This is a genomic window from Flavobacterium anseongense (assembly GCF_021608185.1).
Taxonomy (GTDB): domain Bacteria; phylum Bacteroidota; class Bacteroidia; order Flavobacteriales; family Flavobacteriaceae; genus Flavobacterium; species Flavobacterium anseongense.
Genome location: NZ_JAKIHN010000003.1, coordinates 319,960 through 345,183 on the forward strand (window position 1 = coordinate 319,960; position 25,224 = coordinate 345,183).

General features: G+C 33.6%; 19 protein-coding genes and 1 tRNA gene. 11 read left to right on the plus strand and 9 right to left on the minus strand.

Annotated features, from left to right (window positions below; all coding sequences use genetic code 11):
* The 5 genes from L1S35_RS06540 to L1S35_RS06560 all read right to left on the minus strand — a co-directional run bounded on the left by L1S35_RS06540 (nucleotide 1) and on the right by L1S35_RS06560 (nucleotide 7,558).
* Entirely contained in the window at nucleotides 1-546 is a 546-nt protein-coding gene (locus L1S35_RS06540; RefSeq protein ID WP_236398138.1) for an ABC-three component system middle component 1, read from the minus strand.
* The gene (locus L1S35_RS06545; RefSeq protein WP_236398141.1) at nucleotides 524-1,939 is read right to left on the minus strand and encodes an ABC-three component system protein; all 1,416 of its coding nucleotides are present in this window, start codon (nucleotides 1,937-1,939) and stop codon (nucleotides 524-526) included. Before L1S35_RS06545 ends, L1S35_RS06540 begins: the two co-directional genes overlap by 23 nt.
* A 1-nt stretch (nucleotide 1,940) precedes the next feature.
* A complete protein-coding gene (locus L1S35_RS06550; RefSeq protein WP_236398144.1) occupies nucleotides 1,941-3,011 on the minus strand; it encodes a ComEC/Rec2 family competence protein in 1,071 nt (356 codons plus the stop codon).
* Nucleotides 3,012-3,037: 26 nt separating this feature from the next.
* Nucleotides 3,038-3,796 (minus strand): hypothetical protein, encoded by a 759-nt coding sequence (locus tag L1S35_RS06555; protein ID WP_236398147.1) that lies wholly within the window; start codon nucleotides 3,794-3,796, stop codon nucleotides 3,038-3,040.
* A 96-nt stretch (nucleotides 3,797-3,892) separates the two neighbouring features.
* Nucleotides 3,893-7,558, minus strand: a complete 3,666-nt coding sequence (locus tag L1S35_RS06560; protein WP_236398151.1) for a YecA family protein — start codon at nucleotides 7,556-7,558, stop codon at nucleotides 3,893-3,895.
* A gap of 236 nt (nucleotides 7,559-7,794) precedes the next feature.
* Here L1S35_RS06560 and L1S35_RS06565 point away from each other — a divergent pair, with 236 nt between their 5' ends.
* Both L1S35_RS06565 and L1S35_RS06570 read left to right on the plus strand, forming a co-directional pair.
* Nucleotides 7,795-8,202 carry a hypothetical protein gene (locus L1S35_RS06565; protein WP_236398154.1) on the plus strand — a complete coding sequence of 136 codons (408 nt, stop codon included), beginning with the start codon at nucleotides 7,795-7,797 and terminating at the stop codon, nucleotides 8,200-8,202.
* 60 nt (nucleotides 8,203-8,262) lie between these two features.
* A complete protein-coding gene (locus L1S35_RS06570; RefSeq protein ID WP_236398157.1) occupies nucleotides 8,263-8,703 on the plus strand; it encodes a JAB domain-containing protein in 441 nt (146 codons plus the stop codon).
* Between the two features lie 96 nt (nucleotides 8,704-8,799).
* Here the strand turns inward: L1S35_RS06570 and L1S35_RS06575 are convergent, their stop codons facing one another.
* On the minus strand, nucleotides 8,800-9,036 hold the full coding sequence (locus L1S35_RS06575) for a helix-turn-helix domain-containing protein (RefSeq protein WP_236398160.1): 237 nt from the start codon (nucleotides 9,034-9,036) through the stop codon (nucleotides 8,800-8,802).
* Between the two features lie 146 nt (nucleotides 9,037-9,182).
* Between L1S35_RS06575 and L1S35_RS06580 the strand changes: the two genes are divergently transcribed.
* Nucleotides 9,183-9,737, plus strand: coding sequence for a hypothetical protein (locus L1S35_RS06580; RefSeq protein ID WP_236398161.1), 555 nt, complete (start codon nucleotides 9,183-9,185; stop codon nucleotides 9,735-9,737).
* An 82-nt stretch (nucleotides 9,738-9,819) separates the two neighbouring features.
* Here L1S35_RS06580 and L1S35_RS06585 read toward each other — a convergent pair.
* Nucleotides 9,820-9,899: transfer RNA gene (locus tag L1S35_RS06585), tRNA-Leu, on the minus strand.
* A gap of 245 nt (nucleotides 9,900-10,144) precedes the next feature.
* Between L1S35_RS06585 and L1S35_RS06590 the strand changes: the two genes are divergently transcribed.
* The 4 genes from L1S35_RS06590 to L1S35_RS06605 all read left to right on the plus strand — a co-directional run bounded on the left by L1S35_RS06590 (nucleotide 10,145) and on the right by L1S35_RS06605 (nucleotide 13,248).
* Nucleotides 10,145-11,086, plus strand: a complete 942-nt coding sequence (locus L1S35_RS06590; protein ID WP_236398164.1) for a ribose-phosphate pyrophosphokinase — start codon at nucleotides 10,145-10,147, stop codon at nucleotides 11,084-11,086.
* Between the two features lie 283 nt (nucleotides 11,087-11,369).
* Entirely contained in the window at nucleotides 11,370-11,978 is a 609-nt protein-coding gene (locus tag L1S35_RS06595; RefSeq protein ID WP_236398167.1) for a 50S ribosomal protein L25/general stress protein Ctc, read from the plus strand.
* A gap of 138 nt (nucleotides 11,979-12,116) precedes the next feature.
* Entirely contained in the window at nucleotides 12,117-12,683 is a 567-nt protein-coding gene (gene pth, locus L1S35_RS06600; RefSeq protein WP_236398171.1) for an aminoacyl-tRNA hydrolase, read from the plus strand.
* Between the two features lie 46 nt (nucleotides 12,684-12,729).
* Entirely contained in the window at nucleotides 12,730-13,248 is a 519-nt protein-coding gene (locus tag L1S35_RS06605; protein WP_236398175.1) for a hypothetical protein, read from the plus strand.
* A gap of 51 nt (nucleotides 13,249-13,299) precedes the next feature.
* On the opposite strand, the gene L1S35_RS06610 is transcribed toward L1S35_RS06605, so the two are convergent.
* Nucleotides 13,300-15,972 (minus strand): zinc-dependent metalloprotease, encoded by a 2,673-nt coding sequence (locus tag L1S35_RS06610; protein WP_236398178.1) that lies wholly within the window; start codon nucleotides 15,970-15,972, stop codon nucleotides 13,300-13,302.
* 182 nt (nucleotides 15,973-16,154) lie between these two features.
* Between L1S35_RS06610 and L1S35_RS06615 the strand changes: the two genes are divergently transcribed.
* From L1S35_RS06615 to L1S35_RS06630, 4 genes are all read left to right on the plus strand, one after another.
* On the plus strand, nucleotides 16,155-17,084 hold the full coding sequence (locus L1S35_RS06615; RefSeq protein WP_236398181.1) for a bifunctional riboflavin kinase/FAD synthetase: 930 nt from the start codon (nucleotides 16,155-16,157) through the stop codon (nucleotides 17,082-17,084).
* Nucleotides 17,085-17,207: 123 nt separating this feature from the next.
* Nucleotides 17,208-17,651 (plus strand): hypothetical protein, encoded by a 444-nt coding sequence (locus L1S35_RS06620; RefSeq protein ID WP_236398184.1) that lies wholly within the window; start codon nucleotides 17,208-17,210, stop codon nucleotides 17,649-17,651.
* A 76-nt stretch (nucleotides 17,652-17,727) separates the two neighbouring features.
* Nucleotides 17,728-18,813: a biotin synthase BioB gene (bioB, locus tag L1S35_RS06625; RefSeq protein ID WP_236398186.1), complete on the plus strand. Its 1,086-nt coding sequence runs from the start codon at nucleotides 17,728-17,730 to the stop codon at nucleotides 18,811-18,813.
* A 94-nt stretch (nucleotides 18,814-18,907) separates the two neighbouring features.
* Nucleotides 18,908-19,765: a cupin-like domain-containing protein gene (locus L1S35_RS06630; protein WP_236398189.1), complete on the plus strand. Its 858-nt coding sequence runs from the start codon at nucleotides 18,908-18,910 to the stop codon at nucleotides 19,763-19,765.
* Nucleotides 19,766-19,822: 57 nt separating this feature from the next.
* Here L1S35_RS06630 and L1S35_RS06635 read toward each other — a convergent pair whose 3' ends face one another.
* On the minus strand, nucleotides 19,823-25,195 hold the full coding sequence (locus L1S35_RS06635) for a RemA C-terminal-like gliding motility protein (protein ID WP_236398192.1): 5,373 nt from the start codon (nucleotides 25,193-25,195) through the stop codon (nucleotides 19,823-19,825).
* Nucleotides 25,196-25,224: the final 29 nt, after the last annotated feature.

A 25,224-nucleotide genomic window follows, 5' to 3' on the forward strand; every position in this document is an offset into this window, starting at 1 on the left:
TTATAGCTTCTTTATAGATTCAATAATTTGTTTCTGCCTCATAGGATCCCCTATTATGGATTCATCATCTGGTATCAATTTCCATAATTTTTCATTTACGGGCGAATATTTTTTTTGTGTGATAATATTAGTTTCTTCAATAACCTTTATCAAATCGGTGTTTGAGATGTGCTTAATAATTAATGCATTCAGTTTCCCGTTAGTTAAAACACCATCAAAATTATCTTCAACTATTTTTCTGCTTGAAAATCTATTATTTTCTATCTTATTCTTTAGTTCTTTTGAAACATGGTCAACCGCAACATAAATTATATAAATATTCCACTTATCTACTATGTTGTCTATTTTGCTTTGGTATTTAAGAGCAATTTCCCCAGATATTTTTTCCCATGTATCACTTTCTTGAAAGCTTTTGCTTGTTCCATGAACAAATAAAACGCTAATATTGATCCCTATTTTTTCGATAACAAATTTGAAATTTAATGTATCAAATCTCGAAGACAAATCTTTTAAAAGATCTTCCTTATAAATTAAATAATTCTCCATATAGTGTTTTTAATTTAGTTACTAACTCCGGTGAGTTATTAGCGTTGTACTCTCTAAAGTCATGAGAATTTTCTACTAACATATATTGTTTTAAGAACGCAAAATGAATAAACGTGAATCTATCAAAAACAAACTCCTGAGTCTCGCCAGATCCATTGTCGATAAACACATTTCCAAATTCTCCATTTAAATGCTCTTTTCTTAAAAAATCGATATTTGGAACTAAACTTCCTTTATTAATTTTATAATGGTGGACTTGAGTTGTCTTATGAGGGAGGATACTTGTGTTTATTAGTATTGTTCCATCAACAGCCAAATTACTGAAATCGCAGTTCATGCATTCTTTCAAGAAATTCTCGCTATGCCATTCTGTGTTAGTGTTTTTGTAAATTAATCTAACTTTATCAAATAATTCTTCTAATTCATTTAGACTATGATTTTTTTCTTTTGCAATGTTCATAATTACTAAATATTCTAACCAACAACAATAAATTGATTCGTCACTTAGATTCTTCGTGTCATTTTTATCTAATAATAGTCTCTCCTTAAAATATTCCTTAATGGCTATTGGTGTTATGTCACTCTCAATAACGTTAGTAGTTTTGGCTTTTAAAAAATTTCTTAAATATTGAATGTCCGAATCATCGGGCCCAGCGTTTATATTAAATGCATTGTCTCGTAAAAAACTAAAGTTCGCTAAATATGGAGGAAGTAAAGGAGATAAAGAATCACGATAATGCTCTATTATCTCAGTAAAAAATCTAATCGGTATAAAATCAATTTCATTTTGTGGGGATATTGTTCTTGTCATTTGACTTTGAATACCTATCAATAAATAATGATCCTTACCTAATTTAACTATTCCTCCTCCTGACATCCCCGATATCGTTTCTTGACTTTGATTCTCTGTTAATCTTACAGATTTCTTATACTGAGTATCATTTGAACTTTGGGAAATTTTATAATTAGTAAATTGTTCATGAGGGTTTTCGGCATTCGCTTTTCTTTTATCATCAGGGAAACCGCATACACAAGTATTATTATCGATGGATGTATCTTCATATACGTACAGGTTTTTAATTTCAAAAATTTTATATTCATCAAATCGGATTTTTAGAATTGCTGAATCAACAGCAGGATTTATATGAGGAAAGTAATTTTGATTTTTTAGTAACGTAAACGGAATTTTCTCTGTTGTATATGTCCCATCTTCAAAAATAAAACGCAAAATATTTATATCTGTATTGTCTTCCTTATCTATATAAGCTTGGTCGGGTTTGATTTGTAGATTATGTTTAGCAGTTAAAATATAAAAATATTCTTCCGTCATGGGTTGAAATAATACGCCAGTGCCACCATCAATAATTACACTATATTGTTTAAAATTCTGCATGTTATTCTGATTTATATTCTGATATGGAGCAAAAATTTAAGTCTGGGTATGATTTTCTATCTTGGTCGGAAATAATATATTCTATTAAATTTCCATAATTAAAGTAAATGTTTGCTTCAGAGTTTTGAGTGGTAATTCGAGAAATAGTTCTTTTATTAGGCAAGCCATCACATGTTCCATCGCTTGAAATAACATAATTTTTTGTTTCAATGATTTCGAGTAGTTCCCTATTTGTATTTCGAGAACTTGCATGATGAGATATCTTCAATAATTCACTAATAATTGGGTTTTCTTTGCTATATCCTAAATCATTTAAGGCTTCTATAATAACACTTGGATGTGAATCTGCCAAGAAGATAAATTTTCTTTCCTCATAGGTTAATATAAATGCTATTGAACTGCCATTGGCAACACTCTTGTCTTCATCAAAAGAAAAGTCATTTCGCTTTTCGTCATTTATTAGCTCGGAAAGTGCAATATTCCAATCTGAGTCACCTGCACTTGAAAAATAGTCATGTTTCGGTCTTTTAAACTCTTTTAATAATTTATATAATTTCTCTTTTGTGGGGGACAGTATTTCAATTTGGATGTTATCAATTTCTACTTTGCAGCCTTTGAGGATTATTTTTTTCTCCCAAATATTATTATCTTCAATATACGTTTCAAATGTTTTTGATTGACCTATGCCTGTATAATTATCCCCAAATATTTCTGAATCTATTTCTAACTCATTGTTTTCCTCACTTTCAAAATAGTTTGCAATTGTTTTGCCAGAATTAAACCAAATATTTGTAATCAATTCATGCGCTTCTTTATCTGTTGAGAACCATTTTAAAATTCCTCCAATATGATCGTCATCAATGTGTGTCAATATTAACAAATCTATTTTCTCATCAATTTCTTTAATTAGATCTATGACATCATTTAGTTCTCCTTTTTTTCTTGACTTACTTTCATAATATGTTGGACCAGTGCCACCATCAATAAGAATGTTTCTTTTCCTACTCTTCGAATCCTCATAAGTTATCAAGATAGAGTCGCCCTTAAATGCTTTTAAAAATCTTATTGTCATTTATTAAATATTAGTCATTATATAAATCAATTTAAACTTATCTTAAATTGATTTATATTTTCAGTTTTTATAATTTTTGTTTCTTTTTTAAAATTATCAAATAAGAAAATATAATTTTTGGTCTTACCTATAAATAGCAGGTTCTTGCTTGTTTTAATGTTTTTCCCCTTTTCAATTAATGAAAATTCAACTTTTTTATGTTCCTTAAAAACATACTCAATATCAATTATATTTTTACAATAAAGCATAATTGAGAGACCGCAAATTATGATGGTTGTGTTTTTTAGAATATCTTCTATTCCGATATCTATAATATCTAATAGGACTAAAACAGATTGACATGACATTAATGTCAAAAAAATTATTGAAAGTTCAGAATGAAAATAATTAAATGCATATATCAATCCAACATTTCCAATAATCGAAATAGCAAAAATTATTTTCAAATTTGCTTTATCGTCAACAAAATCATCTAATGTGGTTTTTATTTTATCTTCGGTTTCATTTGAATTATTATTCTTCCGGTCCTTAAAATAACAATACATTTTTATTAAAAAAAATATTAGCAAATAATATAGTATAGCCCATGACAGTAATTTTATTATAAAAGGAACTTCCCCAAAAAATAAAATTAGCACTTCATCAAGAGATAAAAATTGTTGGATTTTTATTCCAAAAACAGCGTAATACCAATATTGTTTTAAAAAGCCAAAAAAAATAATTAAAGAACTAATTATAACTGATGACTCAATGATAATTTCCCTTGTCGTTTTCTTTTGATTCATTTGTAAAGATTAGAGATTACATCAAATGTAATTATTTTTTAATTTTTAACAAGATTTTATTTAATGATACTGTCGGAAAGTTAATATTATATGAAATTAGAAATAACCATTTCTTTTAATCTCATTGAAGGAACTAATATTTATATCACTGATTTTTTGCGTTATTTTTATAGGTAGTTGATAAGAGGATATCAATAAGGATTCTACTTTAAATCCTGCAAAATCATACTTAAATCTTGCTCCTAAAAAAATTAAATTATCTTTAAGCCATTTACTTCTCTCCCTATGTTTAGGTAATTGCTTAGTTATATAATTATTGGCGTCTCTTTGAAATTCATATATGATTTTTGCTTGTTTGGTATTTTTGCATTCTATTGAATAGATAATCTTTTTAGACTTATCAAAAGCTAAAATATCCACATCACCAAAATTTTTCTCGTTACCTTTAACTGGTATCTTAAATTCAAATGGCACTACTTCTAATGAAGTGTAATCTTTCATCCATTTGTACACTTCATTTCTAAAGTGCTTCCCTTTAAAATTATTTCTTTCAGCTAATAATGAATTGATTTTCTTTAGAGATGATTTTACTTTTAGGCTTCCATCAAAGAACACTGCCATAAAATTGTCAGAAGATGATGCTAAATGTCTCGGGCTAAAAATGTATTTATAAATGTTTTTTTCATCTTTAATTTTGATAAATGGTCTCAATAAATAAGACAAAGCTCTATTATATCTCCAAGGAAAAATATCTGGATATTCATATCCAGTAGGAGGGCTATTGATATCCCCTCTTGAACTCAACGTAAAATGATTTAGAAAAGATTCTATTTCTCTTTCTGTTAGTTTGAACTCAACATTCAAAAGTTTTATAAAATCATTTTCGTCCAATATTAAACAAGAACTCTTTTCTTCAAAACAATATCTGGCAAGTTCATCCATGAGCCCTTTAATTTTAAAAAAATCAATGCCAAATTCTTCGTCAAATATTAAACCTATTTTATCATAATAACTATCATTTTCATTATCCTTTGTTTTCTTTCTCAATGTCGAGAATGACTCTACATATTCAAAATGTTCATCTTTTTTGTGTTCAATTGAAAATGCATTTAATTTATCAAAATAATCTTTTTTAATCCCCAATCTTCCAGAAGGCAATCTACCCATTTCAGGGTTGTCAACTTCAAAATTTAATAAATCTTTAGTTGTCCCTAAAAAAATAATCTCATCTATTAGGGCTACCAATAAATCCACATCATCATCGTTAGGTACTTTATCACTATAGTAGGGTTCCGCAACTATGAATTCTGTCAAGCATCTCAAACTTAATCCAGTTCTAATGTTTTTTGAATCTTCATCAAAAAATTCTTTTAAAGTATCTTTATAGTTTTTAAAACATTCGTAGAAAGTAACAGCTCTTGTCTTTTTAAATGACATACTATTCAATACTGCTTCATTCCTCAATATTACAAATCTTAATAATTCAATACAGTTAAATTTCGATAATGTTTCCCTTGCTTTATTTATCAGTGTGTCAATTCCCAATATACAGATACTGATTTTCTCCTCCCTGGTTTCAATACTCGGTGGTATATCAATTCCCATCCAATTTATCATGTCTTCTAAAACAATAGAAGTGTCAGCTTTACTAAGATGTTTAATTCTACTTGAAATAAATCTATTATCTAATTTAATATCCTCTGATGTATCTCCAACAATAATCATTTTTGCCATACTCAAAGGCATGTGTCTGTCAATAATATCAGGAGTGATATCAGGACTTATATTGATTTCAAAATTTACTTTAAATAATTCTATCAACCCTTTGAGAATAGTATCCATTAATATTCTTTCTCCATAGTTGTTGTTTCTCTTTATAGCATTATTGATAGTTGCAGGAATAGTGATTGAAATTTTATTTAGCCGCTGATTTATAGAGTATTCAAAGACAACTTGAGCATCTTTATTTTTTGAAAAATCTTCAGTCGTATAGTTATTAAATTCTTTGGCTAAAGAAATCTCAATAGTTACTGGGATGTTTGGGACATCCTTAAATAAATTTTTAAGTGTTGGTGAAAATTCATTAATCCAATATGCAATGGCGTCGATAAAGTTTTTACTTTCCCAGTCGTATGCTGTTTGATTTGCCACCCAAATTGGGAAAGTAAATATTTCTAAGATTAATTTTAATTCTCCATTCACAACTGTGTCTGCTAAATAAACAGGGGCATGTCGTAATTCATCATACTTAGTTACTGGAAAGTATCCATAACCCTCTTCGCCGTTAATTGCTGGAGCTAAATGTCTATCTTCCTTTTGAAGGGATTCAATAACTCTATTCCCTTGAATATCGAATGTAAAATGTATGAACTCTGGTGTTTTGTTATCACTATGGAAAAAAGAGTCTTCATTTTTTTTATAATATGAGAAATATGTTAATATTGAGAAAAAAGGGGAGAGATTTAAATTTCTCTTTTCTGCCCTATCTTTTGCTTTTAAATATTTCCATATATCAAGTTTTTTTAATTCCCAAATTGCAATTGCTCTTTTTAGGTCATTTAAACCTGTTATCATTTGATAACTCGCATTCTTAATATGATTTTGACTTACTCTTTGAAGATGTTCTAAATCAAAGACTGAAAGTATAGTTATGAATATAAATTGATTACTTCCTCCCTTTTGCTTAATAAAGGTTGCTATTTTTTTACTTAAATCATTACTATCTGATGGACCTAAAACATAATTAACTATCGCATATTTATCATTGTCAAATTTCCAAATATCAACATCAAAATCTATTAGCTCTTGATAAACGGAATCTGACTTCCACCCCATTTTTGTAAAAGCTATATTACACTCCATTTTACTTGTTTTTAGAAAAACATCATTAAATTCAATTGTTTCATTATGCTCCTCAATCTTATTTTTCAACAGAACATTTAGACTATACATTTGGCAGGAAGGTAAAGCTAAATAGTAGTTTTCATTATATTCAACAAAAGGATGTTTTAAAAACTCTGGGTCGTCGGGCTTAAGATGTTTTACTTGTTGGTAATCAATAGTAAAATCAGATATAGGATTAAGTTCCAATTTTTTCTCTGAAACAGTTTGTTCAATTTCTTTTTTTGAAAAGGTAAATAGATTTTCGTATTGATTAATATATTCATTTTTTGGGAAAGTTATCTTACCTCTGTAGTCATCAACAAATTCTAATCTTTTGATTTTAAGATTTCTTGCTATTTTATTATGGGTTTGAAGGATAAAACTACTGCTAAGATTAATTTCCTTTTTACATTTTTCAGAAATTTTGTTTTGATAATGAAAAATAGAATTCAAAATTAATTGATTAACTTCTGTCACGTTATTTACTAATCCCGGAAAAACTACATTATTGCCATTGAAAAACATTAAATTCTCAGAAAAGCAACTTTCAGACGGGTCTTCATTGCGATCATAAGCATAATACTTATCAATAATTTTTTTAAAGTATACATAGTTATTTTTGACATTGGTGTTTTTGTCGTGAATGTTCTCAATAATCTTGTGCTGGATATTCTCTAATCGAACTATTTTCGAGCTGTTTTCAGGAATTAATTGAAGGTAAGACACAAACTCTAACAACTTTATAGCATTTGAACTTTTTATAAAATTAACAAATTCATCCTCAAATACTCTATCTTCTTTTTTTTTGTTAGCGCAACATTTTTTAAAAATCTTTCCACTTCCACAAGGACAATCTGAGTTTTTATTAACCTTCATCATTCTTTCTTTTTAGTAAAGATATTTATTTTTTTGTAATATTTTTTTGACCGGCTTATGTTGAGCATAAACTACCATCAGAAACCACCCCCGCCAATAAAAACTCATCACAATACCCCCACTCATTATTAGCATTGCAAAAATTTATCCGGGAGAAAAGATAAGGTGATAGTTATTCAACTTCTTTCGATACTTGGTTTGCTTGCTAAAACTTAGTGTTTAATTTAAAACATAGAAAGATGGTAAGAATTGTAAACTATCAAAAAAGACAAACAGAAGAAGGCAAAGAATTCTTTACTCTCGAGTTGCAAGGTGGAATTGAAATGATTAAATCCCAACAAACTGGTAAATTTTATGTCACAGCAAGAAAGGTATCTATTTCATCAACTTTTGATGAACAAACCTGTATTGCATTGGTTGGGACTGAATTACCCGGCAATGTTCAAAAAGTGCAATGTGAACCTTATGAGTACACCGTTAAAGACACAGGAGAAATCATTACTCTATCACATCGATATGAGTACATTGAAGAAACCGCCATTAATAATAGGGTGGAAAAAAGCAATGCTACAATTGAACAATTTATGAGTAGCACCCCAACAGGAAATGCTTTCTCAACTAATGGACATTTAGTTGACCAAGAGTAATTGATAAGCCTGTTACTTGAAAGAGTACAGGCTTATTTTTAAATTTTAAACCATATCCAAATGAATATAGTATCTGAAATAAAAGTGTCTTATTCTACTAAGAATAATCAGAAAGAAAAAATCACTTCAAGTGATAAAGCATATAATTTATTCTTTAATTCTTGGTCAAAGAAAACTATAGAGCTTCAAGAAGAATTTAAAGTTATGATACTTAATAATTCTAATGAAGTTTTAGGGATTTACTCAATGTCTAAGGGTGGAATTACAGGAACAGTTGTCGATGTAAGGTTAATTTTTGCAGTAGCTTTAAAATGCAATGCTACCGGAATTATATTAGCTCATAATCATCCCTCCGGAAAATTAAAACCAAGTGATGCAGACTTGGAAATTACAAAAAAGATTAAATCGGGCTCTGATATTCTTGATATAAAACTGCTTGACCACCTAATAATTACAAAAAACGGTTTTTACAGTTTCTCGGATTATGGATATATAAGGTGAGAGTGAACGTGAACAAAGAGGCTTGTTTTATGCTTAAATAAAGTTCTGCGATTTTTTAATCATTATTATAATAGCGTTTTTGTTAAATTTCTGCTATTACTGGCTGCTATTACTTGACTTTAGAAAATCTGAAATATCTACCTCTAAAGCCACACTGATTCTATATAAAGTGTAAAGTGTTGGATTTGTTCTTCCAGATTCAATCCTTGAAATATTAGTTGTATCAATGTTACCTTCCATTTTTCCGACTAAATCTACCTGAGATAAGCCTTTACTTTTTCTTATGTCTTGTATGTTCTTACCAATATTTTTGAGCAATTCTGACTTTTCCATACTTGACATATTTGACAAGTCAAAAAAAGAGGTTAAATTCGCTTTAGTTAATGCCATATATGGCAAGTGTGAATTAAACTATAAGAAAACATAATTGAAATTCAAACAATTAAAAACTACAAATAACCTATCAAATTGATAACACCATGGCGATGACAAATATTGAAAACAAAAAAATCTCAATCTTAACCACAATTATTGCTCTTATCTTTATAATATTCTTTAGCATTATAAAAGTCAATACAGAGCTTACAGAAATAATTGATGGGAATGAGGCAATTACAACAACCTCTAAAATAATACTTCTTGGCAATGAGTATAATTTTGAAAGTTCAATAGCAGTTTGTTTTGCTTTAATTTTAATATCCGTTATAGCTTTTTTCTACACAACAGATACGCAAATAAAAAGCAAAGCTATAGACCTAAAAAATAAAACTATTGCATTTGCTACCTCATTAAAGGATAAGCAAAATAGAGCTAAACTTAAATTTTATATCATTACAATAGTAATTATTGTCTTATGTTGGAAAGCACTTGCTTATTATGATGAACTTAAAGACTTGGAAAAGGAAAACCATTATGTTGTATTCAATAAATGGCAAGCAAGTTTCATGGGATTTATGAGAGTAGGACAGATAGCATTACCTATTTTAATCCTCTTTAAAATAATTGGATTAATAATACCAAAAAAGAAAAAATAACCTAACAATACAAATACTGTACAGATTTAAAAAACAAAAATCCTTAGAATGCTGAATTATAGCTATCTAAGGATTTTTTAAGTACCCGGAGCCGGAGTCGAACCGGCACGGTTTCCCACAGGTGTTTGAGACCAGCGCGTCTACCAATTCCGCCATCCGGGCTTGACAGACAAAACCAACAACAGTTGGTTTATCGCGAAAAACAAAAGCCAAAATGACTGCTTGCTTTTAAACACGGTGCAAATGTAAAAAATAAAATATCATATTCTAAAAAAAATACTCTAAAATATCCTTTCAGAGTTGGATTTAATTTCTAAATTTGCACCTCGGTAAAACGAACAACAACTAACTAACTACATTCGAGGCACTTCCGCAAGGAACAAATCGGACAAAAACAACAAATTATAATGTCGCATTTAGAACCAGAAGCAAAGATATTTGCGTGTTCGCAAAGCGTCTATCTTGCAGAACAAATAGCCGAAAACTATGGTGTTCCGCTTGGTAAAGTAACGTTCTCTAAATTTAGTGATGGTGAATTTCAACCTTCTTTTGAAGAATCAATAAGAGGATTGCGTGTTTTTATTGTCTGCTCTACTTTTCCCAGCGCCGACAATTTAATGGAACTTTTGTTAATGATTGATGCTGCAAAAAGAGCATCAGCCCGACACATTACTCCCGTAATTCCGTATTTCGGTTATGCAAGACAAGACAGAAAAGACAAACCAAGAGTTCCGATTGGAGCAAAACTGATAGCAAAACTATTGGAAACTGCAGGAGCAACCCGAATCATGACGATGGATTTACACGCCGATCAGATTCAGGGTTTCTTTGAAAAACCGGTGGATCATTTGTTTGCATCGACTATCTTTTTGCCCTATGTTAAAAGTCTGCAGTTAGATAATTTAACAATCGCATCTCCGGATATGGGTGGCTCAAAAAGAGCGTATGCGTATTCTAAGTTTTTAGAATCAGATGTGGTAATTTGTTACAAACAAAGAAAAGCAGCCAACGTGATTGATACAATGGAGTTGATTGGAGAAGTAAAAGGAAGAAATGTAATTCTGGTTGATGACATGATTGATACCGGAGGAACGTTAGCCAAAGCGGCCGATTTGATGATGGAAAAAGGTGCATTGAGCGTAAGAGCAATCTGTACACATCCTATCCTTTCGGGCGAAGCTTATGAGAAAATTGAGAAATCTCAATTGTTGGAATTGATAGTTACCGATTCTATTCCGTTAAAGAAGGAATCAAATAAAATAAAAGTGGTGAGTTGTGCGCCTCTTTTTGCAGAAGTAATGCACATGGTGCAACACAACAATTCCATCAGCGGGAAGTTTTTGATGTGACCGAGCGTTAAAAAACAGTCCTGTGGACTGTTTTAGTGAAGGGGCAAGGCGGCGCGTTGGCCGAGGAAGGAATAAAAACTTCAATGAAAATTTAAATTTGAAGTTTTGCAGAAGATTGCGTTAGGGATTACCTTCGGTCAGTTCGGCCGTTGGCCTCGGGTGAAGCAAAGTACCGTGTACTGCGGAAAGCCCGACCCGATAGGGAAACGCCAAAAAAGCTAACAGCTAATGGCTGACAGCTTAAAGCAAAAAAGAATTTTTTTATTAATTAATATATTTTACAATGAAATCGATTACGATTAAAGGATCACAAAGAGAAAGCGTGGGCAAAGTTGCGACTAAGGCGGTACGTAATGCTGGAATGGTTCCTTGCGTTATTTACGGAGGAAGTCAACCAGTGCATTTTGCAGCAGAAGAAAAAGCATTCAAAAGCTTGGTTTACACTCCAAACGCACACACAGTTGTGATAGATTTGGATGGAAAAACTACCAATGCAGTATTGCAGGACATTCAGTTTCACCCAATTTCAGACAGAATCAACCACATTGACTTCTTTCAATTGGATGAAAACAAAGAAATCATTATGGAAGTACCGGTTAAAGTAACAGGAACTTCTCCAGGTGTACTTTTAGGAGGTGTTTTGAACTTGAACCAAAGAAGATTAAAAGTGAAAGCTTTACCAAAAAATCTTCCTGATTATGTTGAAGCAAACATTTCTGAATTGCAAATGGGTAACAAATTGTATGTAACCAAGTTACCTACTCCAGGTTTCAAATTAATGCACCCGGACAACACTGTTGTAGCTCAAGTGAAGATTTCACGTGCTGCTATGAAAGCTGCTCAGGAAGCTGCAAAAGCAGAGAAAAGTGCAAAAGGAGGAAAGAAAAAATAATCTTTTTTCAATCTCAAAATATAAAAGCATCAGTTTTACTGGTGCTTTTTTTATGAAATCAAATTAGTTTACATTTACAAAATGAATTGGATTACGAATTTGTTTAAAACAAAATCAATCACTGAAAACTCAGACACAATGAAGAAGTTCCTTATCGTTGGGCTTGGCAACATCGGTTCCGAATATGTAAATACACGTCATAATATAGGTTTTAAAGTTGTCGATTATGTGGCTTCAAAACACGATGCTTCTTTTGAAACAGCCAAACTTGGTGCTGTAACAGAGTTTAGTATCAAAGGAAGAAAACTGATACTGCTAAAACCCAACACTTATATGAATCTAAGTGGCAAAGCAGTTCAGTATTGGATGCAAAAAGAAAACATTGCCAAGGAAAATATATTGGTCATTACCGATGATTTGAATCTCCCATTTGGAACCATTCGCATAAAATCTAAAGGTTCTGATGGAGGACACAATGGTTTGAAAAACATTCAGCTTATTTTAAACACTTCGGAATATCCTAGGTTTCGTTTTGGCATAAGTGATGAATTCAAAAAAGGGCAACAAGTAGATTATGTGCTTGGCGAATGGAATGATGTTGAAAAAGAAAAACTTCCCGAAAGATTTGAAGTAGCAAAACAAATTATTGAATCTTTTGCATTAGCCGGATTAAATGAAACCATGAATAGTTTTAACGGTAAATAAAACGGTATTCTTTTTGAGTGTCTTGTAAAAAATAAATTTTATAGAAATGAAAAGACTTTTTTTTATCCCGCTAACTTTTATGTTATCATTTTGTAAATGTCCACAGGCTGCAATTTCAAAGTCTGATAAAAGTGCAATAGAATCTGTTTGTCCGGAAGATGGAAAATGTACAGTAGAACTACTTAGAAATAAAAGTCTGAATGTCAAAGTTGATGAATTTGGAAGCATCTATTATCAAATCTTAGAGTCTAATGAAACTTCTGTATTGATTTACAGATATGATAAAGATGTTCCTAAAGACCTTCAGGATGCCAATTACAGAGAGGAAATTATTTTCGAAATCAATAATAAAACGCAAACCTTAAGCCTTAGCGGAAAAGATTTACAGCAAAGCAAAATGCTTTTTGGTCGTTTTTGCTTTTGCAAAGGCCAAACCGGAAGCTATAAAGTGCAGGAAGGAAGCTTAAATTTGGAACTAAACGGTGATACTGTTCAATTTGATTTAAGTTTTAAAGTCAGTCAGGTACCTCAGCTTATCAACTCGATTAAGGCTACCGTAAAATAAAAAATGCCCTCTTTATTCAAGAGGACATTTTTATATTTATCTTATAATTGATTACTCTATTATAAGTTTCTTTACTTCTTTTCTGTTTCCGTCTTTAACCGTTACAAGATATACTCCGGCTTGAACAGAAGTCAACTGAACGTTTTGTTCAAATGTCCCGGTGTTTTGGTAGTTTCTACTGAAAATTTCTCTACCTCTGATGTCATGAACAACTACACCAATTTCATTACTTGATGAAGAATTAAATCGGATATTGAAATTTCCGTTACCCGGATTTGGATAAAGGACAAACTGATCCAAACCAAAGTCTTCGTTAAGTAAAGTTAGCGTTTGGGCACATACTTCAATCGACCAAGAATTTATCGTTCCTATATCATCATTATAAAAATCTGCGGCTACTAAAGACCAGTTCCCAAGGGTGTTGCCGCCATTGAAAGGAGCTAAAGGTGATGAAGGAGCGAAGGTTCCTGTCATATTGGCTGCGCAACTAAATGCTGCAGCACCATCACTTAAAGTAACATTAAAATTATCATTCCCAGCACACGCTCTACTCCAAACAGGAACCTGAGTTGTATTTCCGGGATTGTTTATTGCAATTACTAAATCCTGTGGGTAAGTGTGTGATACGTTTAATCCAATATTAACATCAGATATTGTACCGCTTATAGGCACATTTATTGTATTTCCAACAACAGTTCCAGGTGAATTAGCTCCAACTCCGTCAGGAATCGCCAATGGGGTTGTATTTGTATATGTGTTACATGCTGTAGTTATTGAATAACCAAGTGCTACACTTTTAGAAACCGCATAAAATATGTTACCAACTGCTTCAATCATGATACGACAATAAGGAGCAGCGGTAGTTGGCATTGTTATAGTTTCTGAACCATCATTAGGAGTATTTGCAGCTAAAACTGTTGGAAAAGTAGCTCCGCCGTCAGTTGACAATAAGATATTTACGTTCGCTGTATTGATGTTATTTGCTGTAGTACCGGCAACATTCCAAGTAATCGTTTGTGAAGAGCCTAAGCCCCATGAAACATTCTCAACACTTGGATTTGTAATCGTAAATGGTCCAACAGCAGCACATGTTACAATCATATTGTCTCTATTAGTTTGACCTCCGTTTGGCGTTCTGTTATCTCTAACTGTTAAGGCAAAAGTGAATGATCTTGCAACAGTTGGAATCACTTCCCAGGTTGGAGCCAAGTTCCCTGCTAACACTTCTGAGAAAACAGGCATGTAACGATTTGGAGAAGTTGATGGCGGAAGTGATCTGAAGTTTGGTCCTGTAGTTGCTGTTTGAGTTGGTGGTTGTGTAGAAACCTGAGTGTTTGTTTGTTCCCAGCAATAGGTTAATGCATCTCCATTAGCATCAGAAGCTGTTCCTTTTAAAATAAAGGCTGTTCCGTTTGGAATGGTATAATTTAGTCCTGCATCAACAACCGGTGCCGTATTTCCACTAGAAGTATTTGCAGAACAAGTTGCCGAAGTAGTAACTACGGTTGTCATTTGAGCAATGCTGATTGCATGAAAATAAGCGTCACTGTTTGATTGAATATCCGGAGCACAAATTCCGGCATAACCCATAATAGTAGTACCACTTCCCGGTTCTACTGAAGAAGACGTTGCTATATTATTGTTACAAGAATTATTAAAAGTATGTTGTCCTCCAAATTGATGGCCCATTTCGTGAGCAACAAAATCAATATCATAAGGATCTCCAACAGGTGCCGGAGAACCGGTTATACCTCTTGCTTTACTTGATGAACAAACAACCCCTAGACCTGCTAATCCACCGCCACCTGTGCTTACAGTATGACCAATATCATAATTGGCAGAACCAATGTAGCTATCAATTTCGCTTTGACTTTCATTTATCAAACTACCCGCATTGGTATTACTAAAATTATCTGAAGTAATAAAAATAATCAAATCATTATTGGCAATTAAATTCATGCGCAAAGACATGTCTCTTTCATACAAACCATTTACTCTGGTCATTGTTACTGCCATTGCAGCAAGTACAGCTGCCTTCTTTTGTGCTAATGTCCCAGCGCCAACACCTGCAGCGTTAACATGATATGCAGCATATTCAATGGTACAAGCCATAGCTAATCTGTAAACTCTAAACAAACCGTCGTTAACCAATGTTACATTTGGAGTAGTTTTAGAAGCAACGGCTTCTGCATCATCTTCTACCATACAGCTAAAGCTTCTGCTACCAGCAATATTTTTTCTGTTGTAAACAATATAATTATTTAAATCTTTAGTATAGGTATCGATATAAAAAGTGCCTGAATTACCGGAAAGCGACATTACATGCAATCCAAAAATCGTTGTACTGAAACGGATAGTAGCCGTTGGGTCTTCAACACCTGTCCCTGAATACGATTTTATATCCGGAAATTTTGCAGACAAGCCAGCCTCCATAATCGGCGCTTCATAAATTCTGTAGTTTTGAATTTCTCCATTTGAATTTGGAAAAGCAACAATTACATTTGACTGTATGTTGTTCGATGCTAAAGGCGCATTTTGCAACTGTGTTTTTAAGGCATTAAAATTCAAAGAATATAATTGGTAAGTACTTGGAACAGAAGCGCGTTCCATTTTTGGCAAACCACTTATCTTGCTAGGTGAGACTTTTTCCCAAAGTGAATTTTGCCCATTACTGCTTGCGAAAAATAAGACAGTAATAAATGTAAACAGTAGTGTTTTTTTCATAATGTTTTTAGGTTTGTTATAAGCGTCCAAAGATAATTATCTTTTAATTATTTACAAGTAACGATGCTGTTTTTTAGATTAATAACTCTAAACTTTAACAAATTCTATTTTATTCGTGTTTTTTCGATGAAAATTATTATATTAAAATTCTAAAACATATTTTTGCGGAATACATTTTATCATTGAAAATATTCAATTCCATAAAGTCATTTAATGCTATTAGCCCAACAATTGTAACTATTGGTACTTTTGATGGTGTACATCTTGGGCACAAAAAAATCCTGGCACAGATTACCAAAAGCGCTCATGATTTAAATTGTGAAAGTTTGGTGCTTACCTTTTTTCCGCATCCCAGAATGGTGCTTCAGGAAGGCACCGAGATGAAACAACTCAACACCTTAAATGAAAAAATTGAACTACTCAATAATTTAGGAATTGACAATCTTGTTGTTCATCCGTTTGACAAAGAATTTTCCAGACTAACTGCCGAAGAATTTGTCAAAGAGGTTTTAGTTGATGGTTTCAAAATCAAAAAAATAATTATTGGACACGATCATCGTTTTGGCAGAAACAGAACCGCCAATATTGATGATTTAATCAGTTTTGGCGAAACTTATGGTTTTGAAGTAGAACAAATTTCGGCTGAAGAAATTGACGAGGTTTCTATCAGTTCAACCAAAATAAGAAATGCGCTTTTAGAAGGGAATATCGAATTGACTACTACTTACTTAGGGTATAATTATTCGCTATCCGGAATCATTTCCAAAGGCAAACAATTAGGAAGAACTATTGGCTATCCAACAGCTAATATCAAAATAGAAGAAGACTACAAGCTCATTCCGCTAAATGGTGTTTACGTTGCTAAAAGTATCCTAAACGGACAAATTGTTTTTGGCATGATGAACATTGGCACAAGACCAACTGTAGACGGGACAACCCAAACCATAGAAATTAATTTTTTTGATTTCAAACAGGATTTATACGGACAAAAAATCACGGTTTCTCTTTTACACCGAATGCGCTCTGAACAAAAATTCGAATCTTTAGACGCGTTAAGAAACCAGTTGAGTATCGATAAAGCGATGGCAGAAAACTACATCAGCCAATTGTAGTAATATTATTATTCTTGATTTATATTTTATTCTCTTTCCTTTTTCTGTTAAATAATTAAATTTTTAAAGATATTTTCTTAAATTTGATAGCGTGCTTCGATTATTCACTCAAATCCATTTAAGATGAAAATAGCTAGAGAACTTTCAAACGGAATCATAATCTTTGCCCTAATCGCGGTTTACTTTCTGGTAATAGAATTTTTAGGATTATCCCACATACTTTATTTGAGAATGCTTAATGCATTAATTGTATTTTATGGCGTAAACCGAACCTTGAAAGCTAATTTTGCTGAAGGTAAAGCAGGCTATGTTTCTAACTTACTTTCTGCCGGAGTAACGGCTGTATTAGGTGTTTTACTTAGTGTTGGTGGTTTGCTTTCCTACATTTATTTAAGAGGTGGCGACAGCTATATTAATACACTGTCAGAAGATTTTTTATTTGGAGGAAACCCTACGGCAAATGAGTATTGCATAGGCGTTTTGTTTGAAGGACTTGCTTCAGCCGTAATTGTAGTTTTTGTAACCATGCAACTCTGGAGAAATAAAACATCGACTCAAGATTCTTAAATCCTTTATTAAAGTTTAACAAAATTGTAACTTACATACAATTTAACTACTTTTGGTGCACGATAAAATTGCACCTATGAGCATCACAAAACACAATTGGACCAAGGAAGAAATTATTGCTATTTATAACAAACCTATGATGGATTTGCTGTATGAAGCAGCAACAATACATAGACAACATCACGACCCAAATGTTGTTCAGGTTTCTACTTTATTATCTATAAAAACCGGTGGTTGCCCTGAAGATTGTGGCTATTGTCCACAAGCTGCCCGTTATCATACCGATATTGAGGGCAATGATTTAATGTCGGTAAGCCAAGTAAAAGCTCAGGCTTTACGTGCTAAATCAAATGGATCATCTCGTGTTTGTATGGGAGCTGCGTGGCGTAATGTAAAAGACGGTGAAGAATTTGACCAAGTGTTAGAAATGGTTCGTACTATTAACAAACTGGATATGGAAGTGTGTTGCACCTTGGGAATGTTAACCGAAAACCAAGCACAGCGATTAGCCGAAGCAGGTTTGTATGCCTACAATCACAACTTAGACACATCTGAAGATTATTATAAAGAAGTAATTTCTACACGCGGTTTTGAAGACCGATTGGAAACTATCGAGAATGTCCGTAAAACCAATGTTACGGTTTGTAGCGGTGGTATTATCGGAATGGGAGAAAGCATAGAAGACAGAGCCGGAATGTTAGTCGCTCTTTCTACTTTAAACCCACAACCGGAATCAGTCCCGATTAATGCTTTGGTAGCGGTTGAAGGAACTCCGATGGAAAATGAAAAACCAGTCGAGATTTGGGAAATGATTCGAATGGTAGCTACTACCCGAATTGTAATGCCGGAAACTCAGGTTCGTCTTTCTGCCGGAAGAACAGAAATGTCACGCGAAGGTCAGGCTATGTGTTTCTTTGCCGGAGCGAATTCGATTTTTGCCGGTGATAAATTATTAACCACTCCAAATCCGGACGTAAATGAAGACATGAAAATGTTTGAAACACTTGGATTAGTTGCTCAAAAACCATTTATTAAAGCAATGCAGCCTACAACTGTTGAAGCTGCCGATTCTCAATTCCAGTCGTTAGGAGAAAAACCAAAATGGTCACGTCCCGGACATACAATCGAAAGAAACTTGCAGTCCTCCACAAAAGGGAAATAAGATTTTTAACTTTTCTTGTATTTCTTTTTTCAAAAGCTTTTATAAATTTGCTCTTTGTCTCGTGACTTAGAGCATTTTTTATAAAAGACTTTATATGACGTTAGCATTAACAGAAATTGAACGCGTAAAGACCATTAGCAAAAAGGATTTCTATAACAATTATGTTAAAAAGCAAAAACCACTGGTTGTTGAGCAATTAATTACAGATTGGCCAGCGCACGAAAAATGGAATTTAAATTACATCAAAAAGGTAGCGGGAGATAAAACAGTACCACTTTATGATGATAGACCCGTTTCACATGAAGACGGTTTTAATGAAGCTCATGCCAAAATGAAAATGGCTGATTATATTGATTTACTTCAATCAAAGCCAACCAACTATCGCATTTTTCTCTATAATCTAATAAAGGAAGTTCCTGTTTTAAAGGAGGATTTTAAATGGCCTGATATTGGATTACGATTGGTAAAACAATTGCCAATGTTGTTTTTTGGTGGAGAAAACTCCAAGGTATTCATGCATTATGACATTGATTATTCTAATATTTTACATTTTCATTTTCACGGCACAAAAAGATGCGTTTTGTTTGCTCCCGATCAAAGTCAATACCTATACAAAGTACCACACTCTTTAATTTCAAGAGAAGACATAGATTTTGACTATCCTGATTTTGAAAAATGGCCTGCATTAAAAAAAGCCAAAGGGTTGGTCACCGAATTAAAACATGGTGAAATGCTATACATGCCGGAAGGCTATTGGCATTATATGAAATATGTCACTCCCGGATTCTCGATGAGTTTGAGAGCTTTCCCGAGAAGTATTACTAATTTATCGAAAGCAGCTTACAATGTTTTCATCATGAGAAACTTAGACAATATGATGCGAAAATGGAAAGGACAGCAATGGATTGATTACAAAAATCGAAAAGCTATTACCAATACAGAAACACATTAAATAAAAGCGGTCCAGTTAAAAATAACCAGACCGCTTTATACTTTACCTTTTGCTCGTTTACAGAATAATTTTTCTTGAAATCGTAACACCATTTTTCAACTTAATCTTTACGATTAAGGTTTGATGACTCATCGTAATATTTGATGTTGAAAAAGTTTTATTACTTATTGCTTTGGCAAAGAACAATTGTCTGCCTAACACATCGTATACCGTTACTTCCTGTATGTCTTCCATAAAAGACTTGATGGTCATTTCGCCATGATTAGTCGCTACGACAACGCCATTGTCAAGAGTTTCAAAATCAGGAGTTCCAAGAGCTTCATTGGTGTATCTTAGTATAAACCTATCTTCATACCTGCCGTAATTCGTAGTAAAAGTATATGAAGATTGTTTTAAATCATGAATAATATTCATGTCTCTGTCTTCTAAATAAATATTTTGATCTGTATTGAATATTCCTTCTTTTTCATCTAAACTAATCGTAAACTGACCATTTGCTATACTGAAATAACCCAGAGGCACCTTGTCTGCATCTGTAAATGAAGGCCTTGCCTGAATCTTGTATTTTTCATTTTGAGCAAGCGAATAAAAACTAACCTGTGAATTGGTAGTGTTTACCCTACCGTCATATGCCCAATCAAATCCTAATGTAGTTTGCTCAAAGTATCCAATAAGAAGTTGGCTAAACAATCCGTCCGGGTTTTGAAGGTTTAACCAAAGTCTATCTCTTTCGATTTCAGAAGTAGTGTTGTTGTTTTTAAAAAAATCATTATTTAAATACGTTTTGTCACGCATCGAATTATTAAAAACAATGTCAACATTATTGGACTGTGCTTCAATAAAAAATCCTTGTCCCGAAGCTACTTTACCCGTAGGTATTGTACTTCCTGTTCCACTGGCTGTTCCTCCGGAAAGGTTGTAATAGGCATAGTCAGCTGTAACAAAATTTGATGCACTCGGACCCGGATTAGAAACAGATACATCTGCAACATGTGTCCAAAAATAAAGTGTACCTGATGTTTTTGTGCCATTATCCGTTATGAATTTATCTGCAAAAATTGCTGACGGATAAGGATTCCCTACCAAATTAAAATCATCAGTAGTACTCGCTGCATTTGCGCTTTCATATATTCTTGTAGAAATAACACCATTGTTTGGCACACCTAAAAAGGATACTGTTGTAGGCAATGCCTGTGGCCCAAATGCTACTGAAGTTGGCGCCATGACAGCATAGCCTTTGCCCGTTGTCATTGTCGAGCCTGACCCTGCATAAACCCATGCATCACCATTATCATCAAAACTATCTGCCGGAGCATTACCGGTTGCAGCAGTGACTAAATCTGCAAAATTTTGTGTATTGAAAGTAAACGAATAATCGGTTCGCCAACCGCTGAATATAGCCGATAGAGCTCTTGTATCTGCTACAGGTCTTGACCAATAAAAATAATCATAACGCTCATAAGGTGTTGTAGTTCTTTTATAAGTAATATTCCCGGAATTAGTGACATTATTATTGATCTGAACTAAACTGGAATTATTTTCAAAAGTCATGGTAGCTGTAGGTGCTGCTGCTACTGTTAGTTTCTTTAATAAAGTTAAAGTATGTGAAGAATTGAACACTACATTTCCGCTGGTCACTGTACAAGCGCAGCCTTCTAAACTTGCAGGTGAAGAATAGCTTCCAATAAATTCTAAGTTGGTATTTCCGGTTGGTATTGCTGAGGAAAAACTAACACCATTCCATGTTGACCATGCTGTTCCGTCCCATATAGAAGTACGGGTAGAAAATTCATCGGCGCCAATATCAGGTGCTGTTGCATCTCTTGCGTCATTGTCATAATCTATTATGTTGGGTGACGCTAATACTAATGCACCACCTTCACCACTATTACAAGTAGCGTTATTTATGTGTAAATCTGCGGTTGGAATATCTACAAAAGATACCACGGCTTCCGTAAGGCTGTTTGCATCTTTACCTGTTGCCTGCCACGTTGTAAAGCTATTATCTGTAATTCCATTTGTCGCGACTATTGTGGCTGCATTAGTTGCATTTAGGATGTTGTAATTACTATTCATATTAGGCAATCCGGAAGTTAAATTAGCTAACGCATAATTCTTACCATTCCCGGTTCTTGTCATATTTAAAATGTTATTATAAATATTGGCGGTAGCAACAGGGCTGGTCGCCGTATTAAATTGCAAGGCTACGCTATTTTGTGTCCCGGTTGAACTTCCTCCAATTGTAATACTATTATAATAATAATTTCTTGTATTTGTTCCTCCCGGATCATAGACTCCCAAACATTGCATCCCATTGGTATTGGAACCATTACTTAAGGATATCATGTTGTTTGCAAAAGTCCAGCTACCGCCAACAGGCCAAAAACCTACAATATATGGACTGGTTCCTGTGGCTGTGTTTGTAAGACCATAAATTCTATTTCTGATCATTGTCCCACCAGATGATACTCCTCCGGCAGCAATAGCAGCTACACCTATATTAGCATTTGCAGTTGTAGTTGCATTTAGGTTATAAATTGTATTTAAGTTAACGGTATAGGAATTTGAGGTAGAAGCTGAAATCAAAATCCCAACAATCGCAGATGAAATTCCGGTGCCTGTATTCGTTGTAGCTCCATTTAAATCATAAATAACATTTGATGAAATGGTAACAGGATTAGAAGCTGAAGCCGGAGCAACGTGAATACCCCTGATAGCAGAAGAAGTCCCAGTGCTACTATTTGTCAGTCCGCTAATTGTATTACCGGTTATCGAATTGGATGATGATCCCGGAATAGCCATGTAAATTCCTTTAAACGAACCCGCATTCGTAGAAGACGTCAGTGTGGAAATAACATTATTGGTAATCGTTTGTGTTGCACCACCAGCGACCCATATTGCTACTACATCAGAAGTAGTTGTTGTACTGGATAGTCCTGAAATTATATTTGCATTAACCTTTTTTGCTCCTGAGTTAGAGCCACAATTTATTCCAATAACAGTACTACCTCCGGAAACATTACTTATTGTATTCGTATCTATATTATTATTGCCTTTATCAATATCCATTACAATCACTGCACTTGAACCTCCGGTAATATTTGAAAACGTATTATATTGATATGTTTTTGAAGTACCGGTACCTGCTGCACCCACATTATACCAACCCGTAATTGATGTGGCTCCGGTAACGGTTACATTTGAAAAATTATTACTGTTATGATTGATTACTGCTGCTATATGTGGATTATTTGTACCGCAATCATAAAACCAAACTCCACCACCCGCAACCGATTTAGTAAAACCAGTAACGATACTGTTACTATTCACATTTTCAGTACCACCGGAAAGTGCAGAACTATAATTTCTTATAAACACTATAGTTCCGGAAGTATTAACAGTGTTATTGGTAAAGGTATTACTGTTGATGTTTAAATTTAATGCTGTCTGATTATAGTATATGAAAGTAACTGCTCCTGACGAATTTGCCGTGTAGCCGAAATTTGAGAAGTTATTATTACTGATTGAATTAGTGGTTGTATTATTACTACCATTAGTTCCGTCTAATTGAATCCCAAATATAGCTCCGCTTGTGTTAGCACTTCTAACAGATATATTGTTATAAGTGACGCTATTAGTGATTGTTCCTGTTGGAGCTGCAGAATAATCCTCAACAGAGATACCTCTAACGCTAGTTACTGTTGTTGCCGTTGAACTAGTGATATTGTTATAAGATACATTATAGTTTTTAGTATTTTTAACAACAATTCCATTAACAGTACCCGTTCTTAAACTAAAAGTTGAGCTACTGCTTGATGTACCATAGTTGGTTATTGTATTCGCATTAGCTAAAGATCCTCCTATTACTAATCCATCATTGAATGCTGTGGCTGTGGCAGAACCAATCACTACAATACCATAATTTACATCAGTAACAGCATTGCCGGTAATAGTTAAATTATTATTTGATCCTCCCGCAGAGGCATTAGCACCTGAAGTCATATTAGTAGAAGTATGGCTTGAATTACTATAAATACCCATAGTATTGGTATAGGTTCGGTCTAAATCAATTGTGCAGTTTTTTATAGTAATATTTTGTGCTCCATTTGTAGTTGTTGCATAAAATAGTCCGACACCAAATTCAGTCATGTTATTACTCGCACCAGTGGTGGAATTAGAACCATTTTCTAATAATGTAAAGCCATCAAGCGTAATATAATCGCCACCAACAATTTTAAAAATACCATCTGATAAAATTCCTGCCGTCTGTGGTGTAAATGCCGTAAATGTAGGATTGGTGCCTGTACTGAACTTTTGAAAAGTTATTGTATTTGCAGCTATTCCTGTACCGGTTATATTAAAACCGCCACTCGGTGTAGTTTCTGTGTAACCCGCTAAAACATTAAATATTACCGGCCCGGAAACTCCATAAGTGTTTAAGGCTGTAACCGCTGTTGCCACCGTTGGAAAACAGGCAGAAGGTATGTAATAGGTTCCGTTTAATGCTCCTGTTGTGGCTGCCGCAAAAGCAACATTTAAAGCAGTTGGCGCTGCCGGGGTTTGTCCTACTCGAGCTAATGTATAGGAAGTATCCATAGCCGGACTAAAACTCAATCCGTCATTTATTAAACTTACCTGCACTGTTTTGGCCGTTGATAAACAAGCCGCAAACTTATCTAATACCACATAAACTCGTAAGCCGCCTGCAGGAATGGCAATATTTAAAGCATCATGCCCGTATAAATTATTATTGGTTGGATTACTGTTATAGTCACCATAAATTGTGGCGTTGCTTTCGGTTCCGTTAAAAGTTTCAGAGCCTGTTGCCGGTTCGTAATAGATTTTAAAACCATCATTAGCAATCTCACTGTTTTCAGCTAATGTCCCTGTGTTTTGTATCCAAAATCGTTGCAATACTCTTGATGAAACGGAGCCAAAGTCTATCTTTACAGACATCACCACATTATAAGGAGATGTTATAGCTCCGGGATTTAACTGAATAACGCTCGATGTTACATCAGAAGGTCTGTCAGATATATCAAAAATATAGTGCTGTCTTTCATTGTATCCTGTTTGGTTGGGATTACCACCATAAGAATTACTTCCGCCACAATAATCAGCATGAACAGAAGTGTAAGCAATTAAACCTGCTATAGCATTGGCGCCAAAATTATAATTGTTGAGGTTTTGATCTAAATTTGTTGCAGCAGTACAGTCATTTAATGCAAATCCGTAGGTAAACAGATTGTTCCCGTTTAACCAAGTTCGGGCAAAAAGTTGGTAGATGTTGCTGTGTGTATTAGAATTGGGCAACATAGTTGTTGTAACATCTTTTTCAAGATACCCATATTGACCAATACCGCTGTTTGTTTTGAAGTATGGGTTTTGTGCAAAAGCAATACTGCCATTGACTAAAAATAGCAATGGCATTATTTTAAAAAGTGATAAACAATATTTAT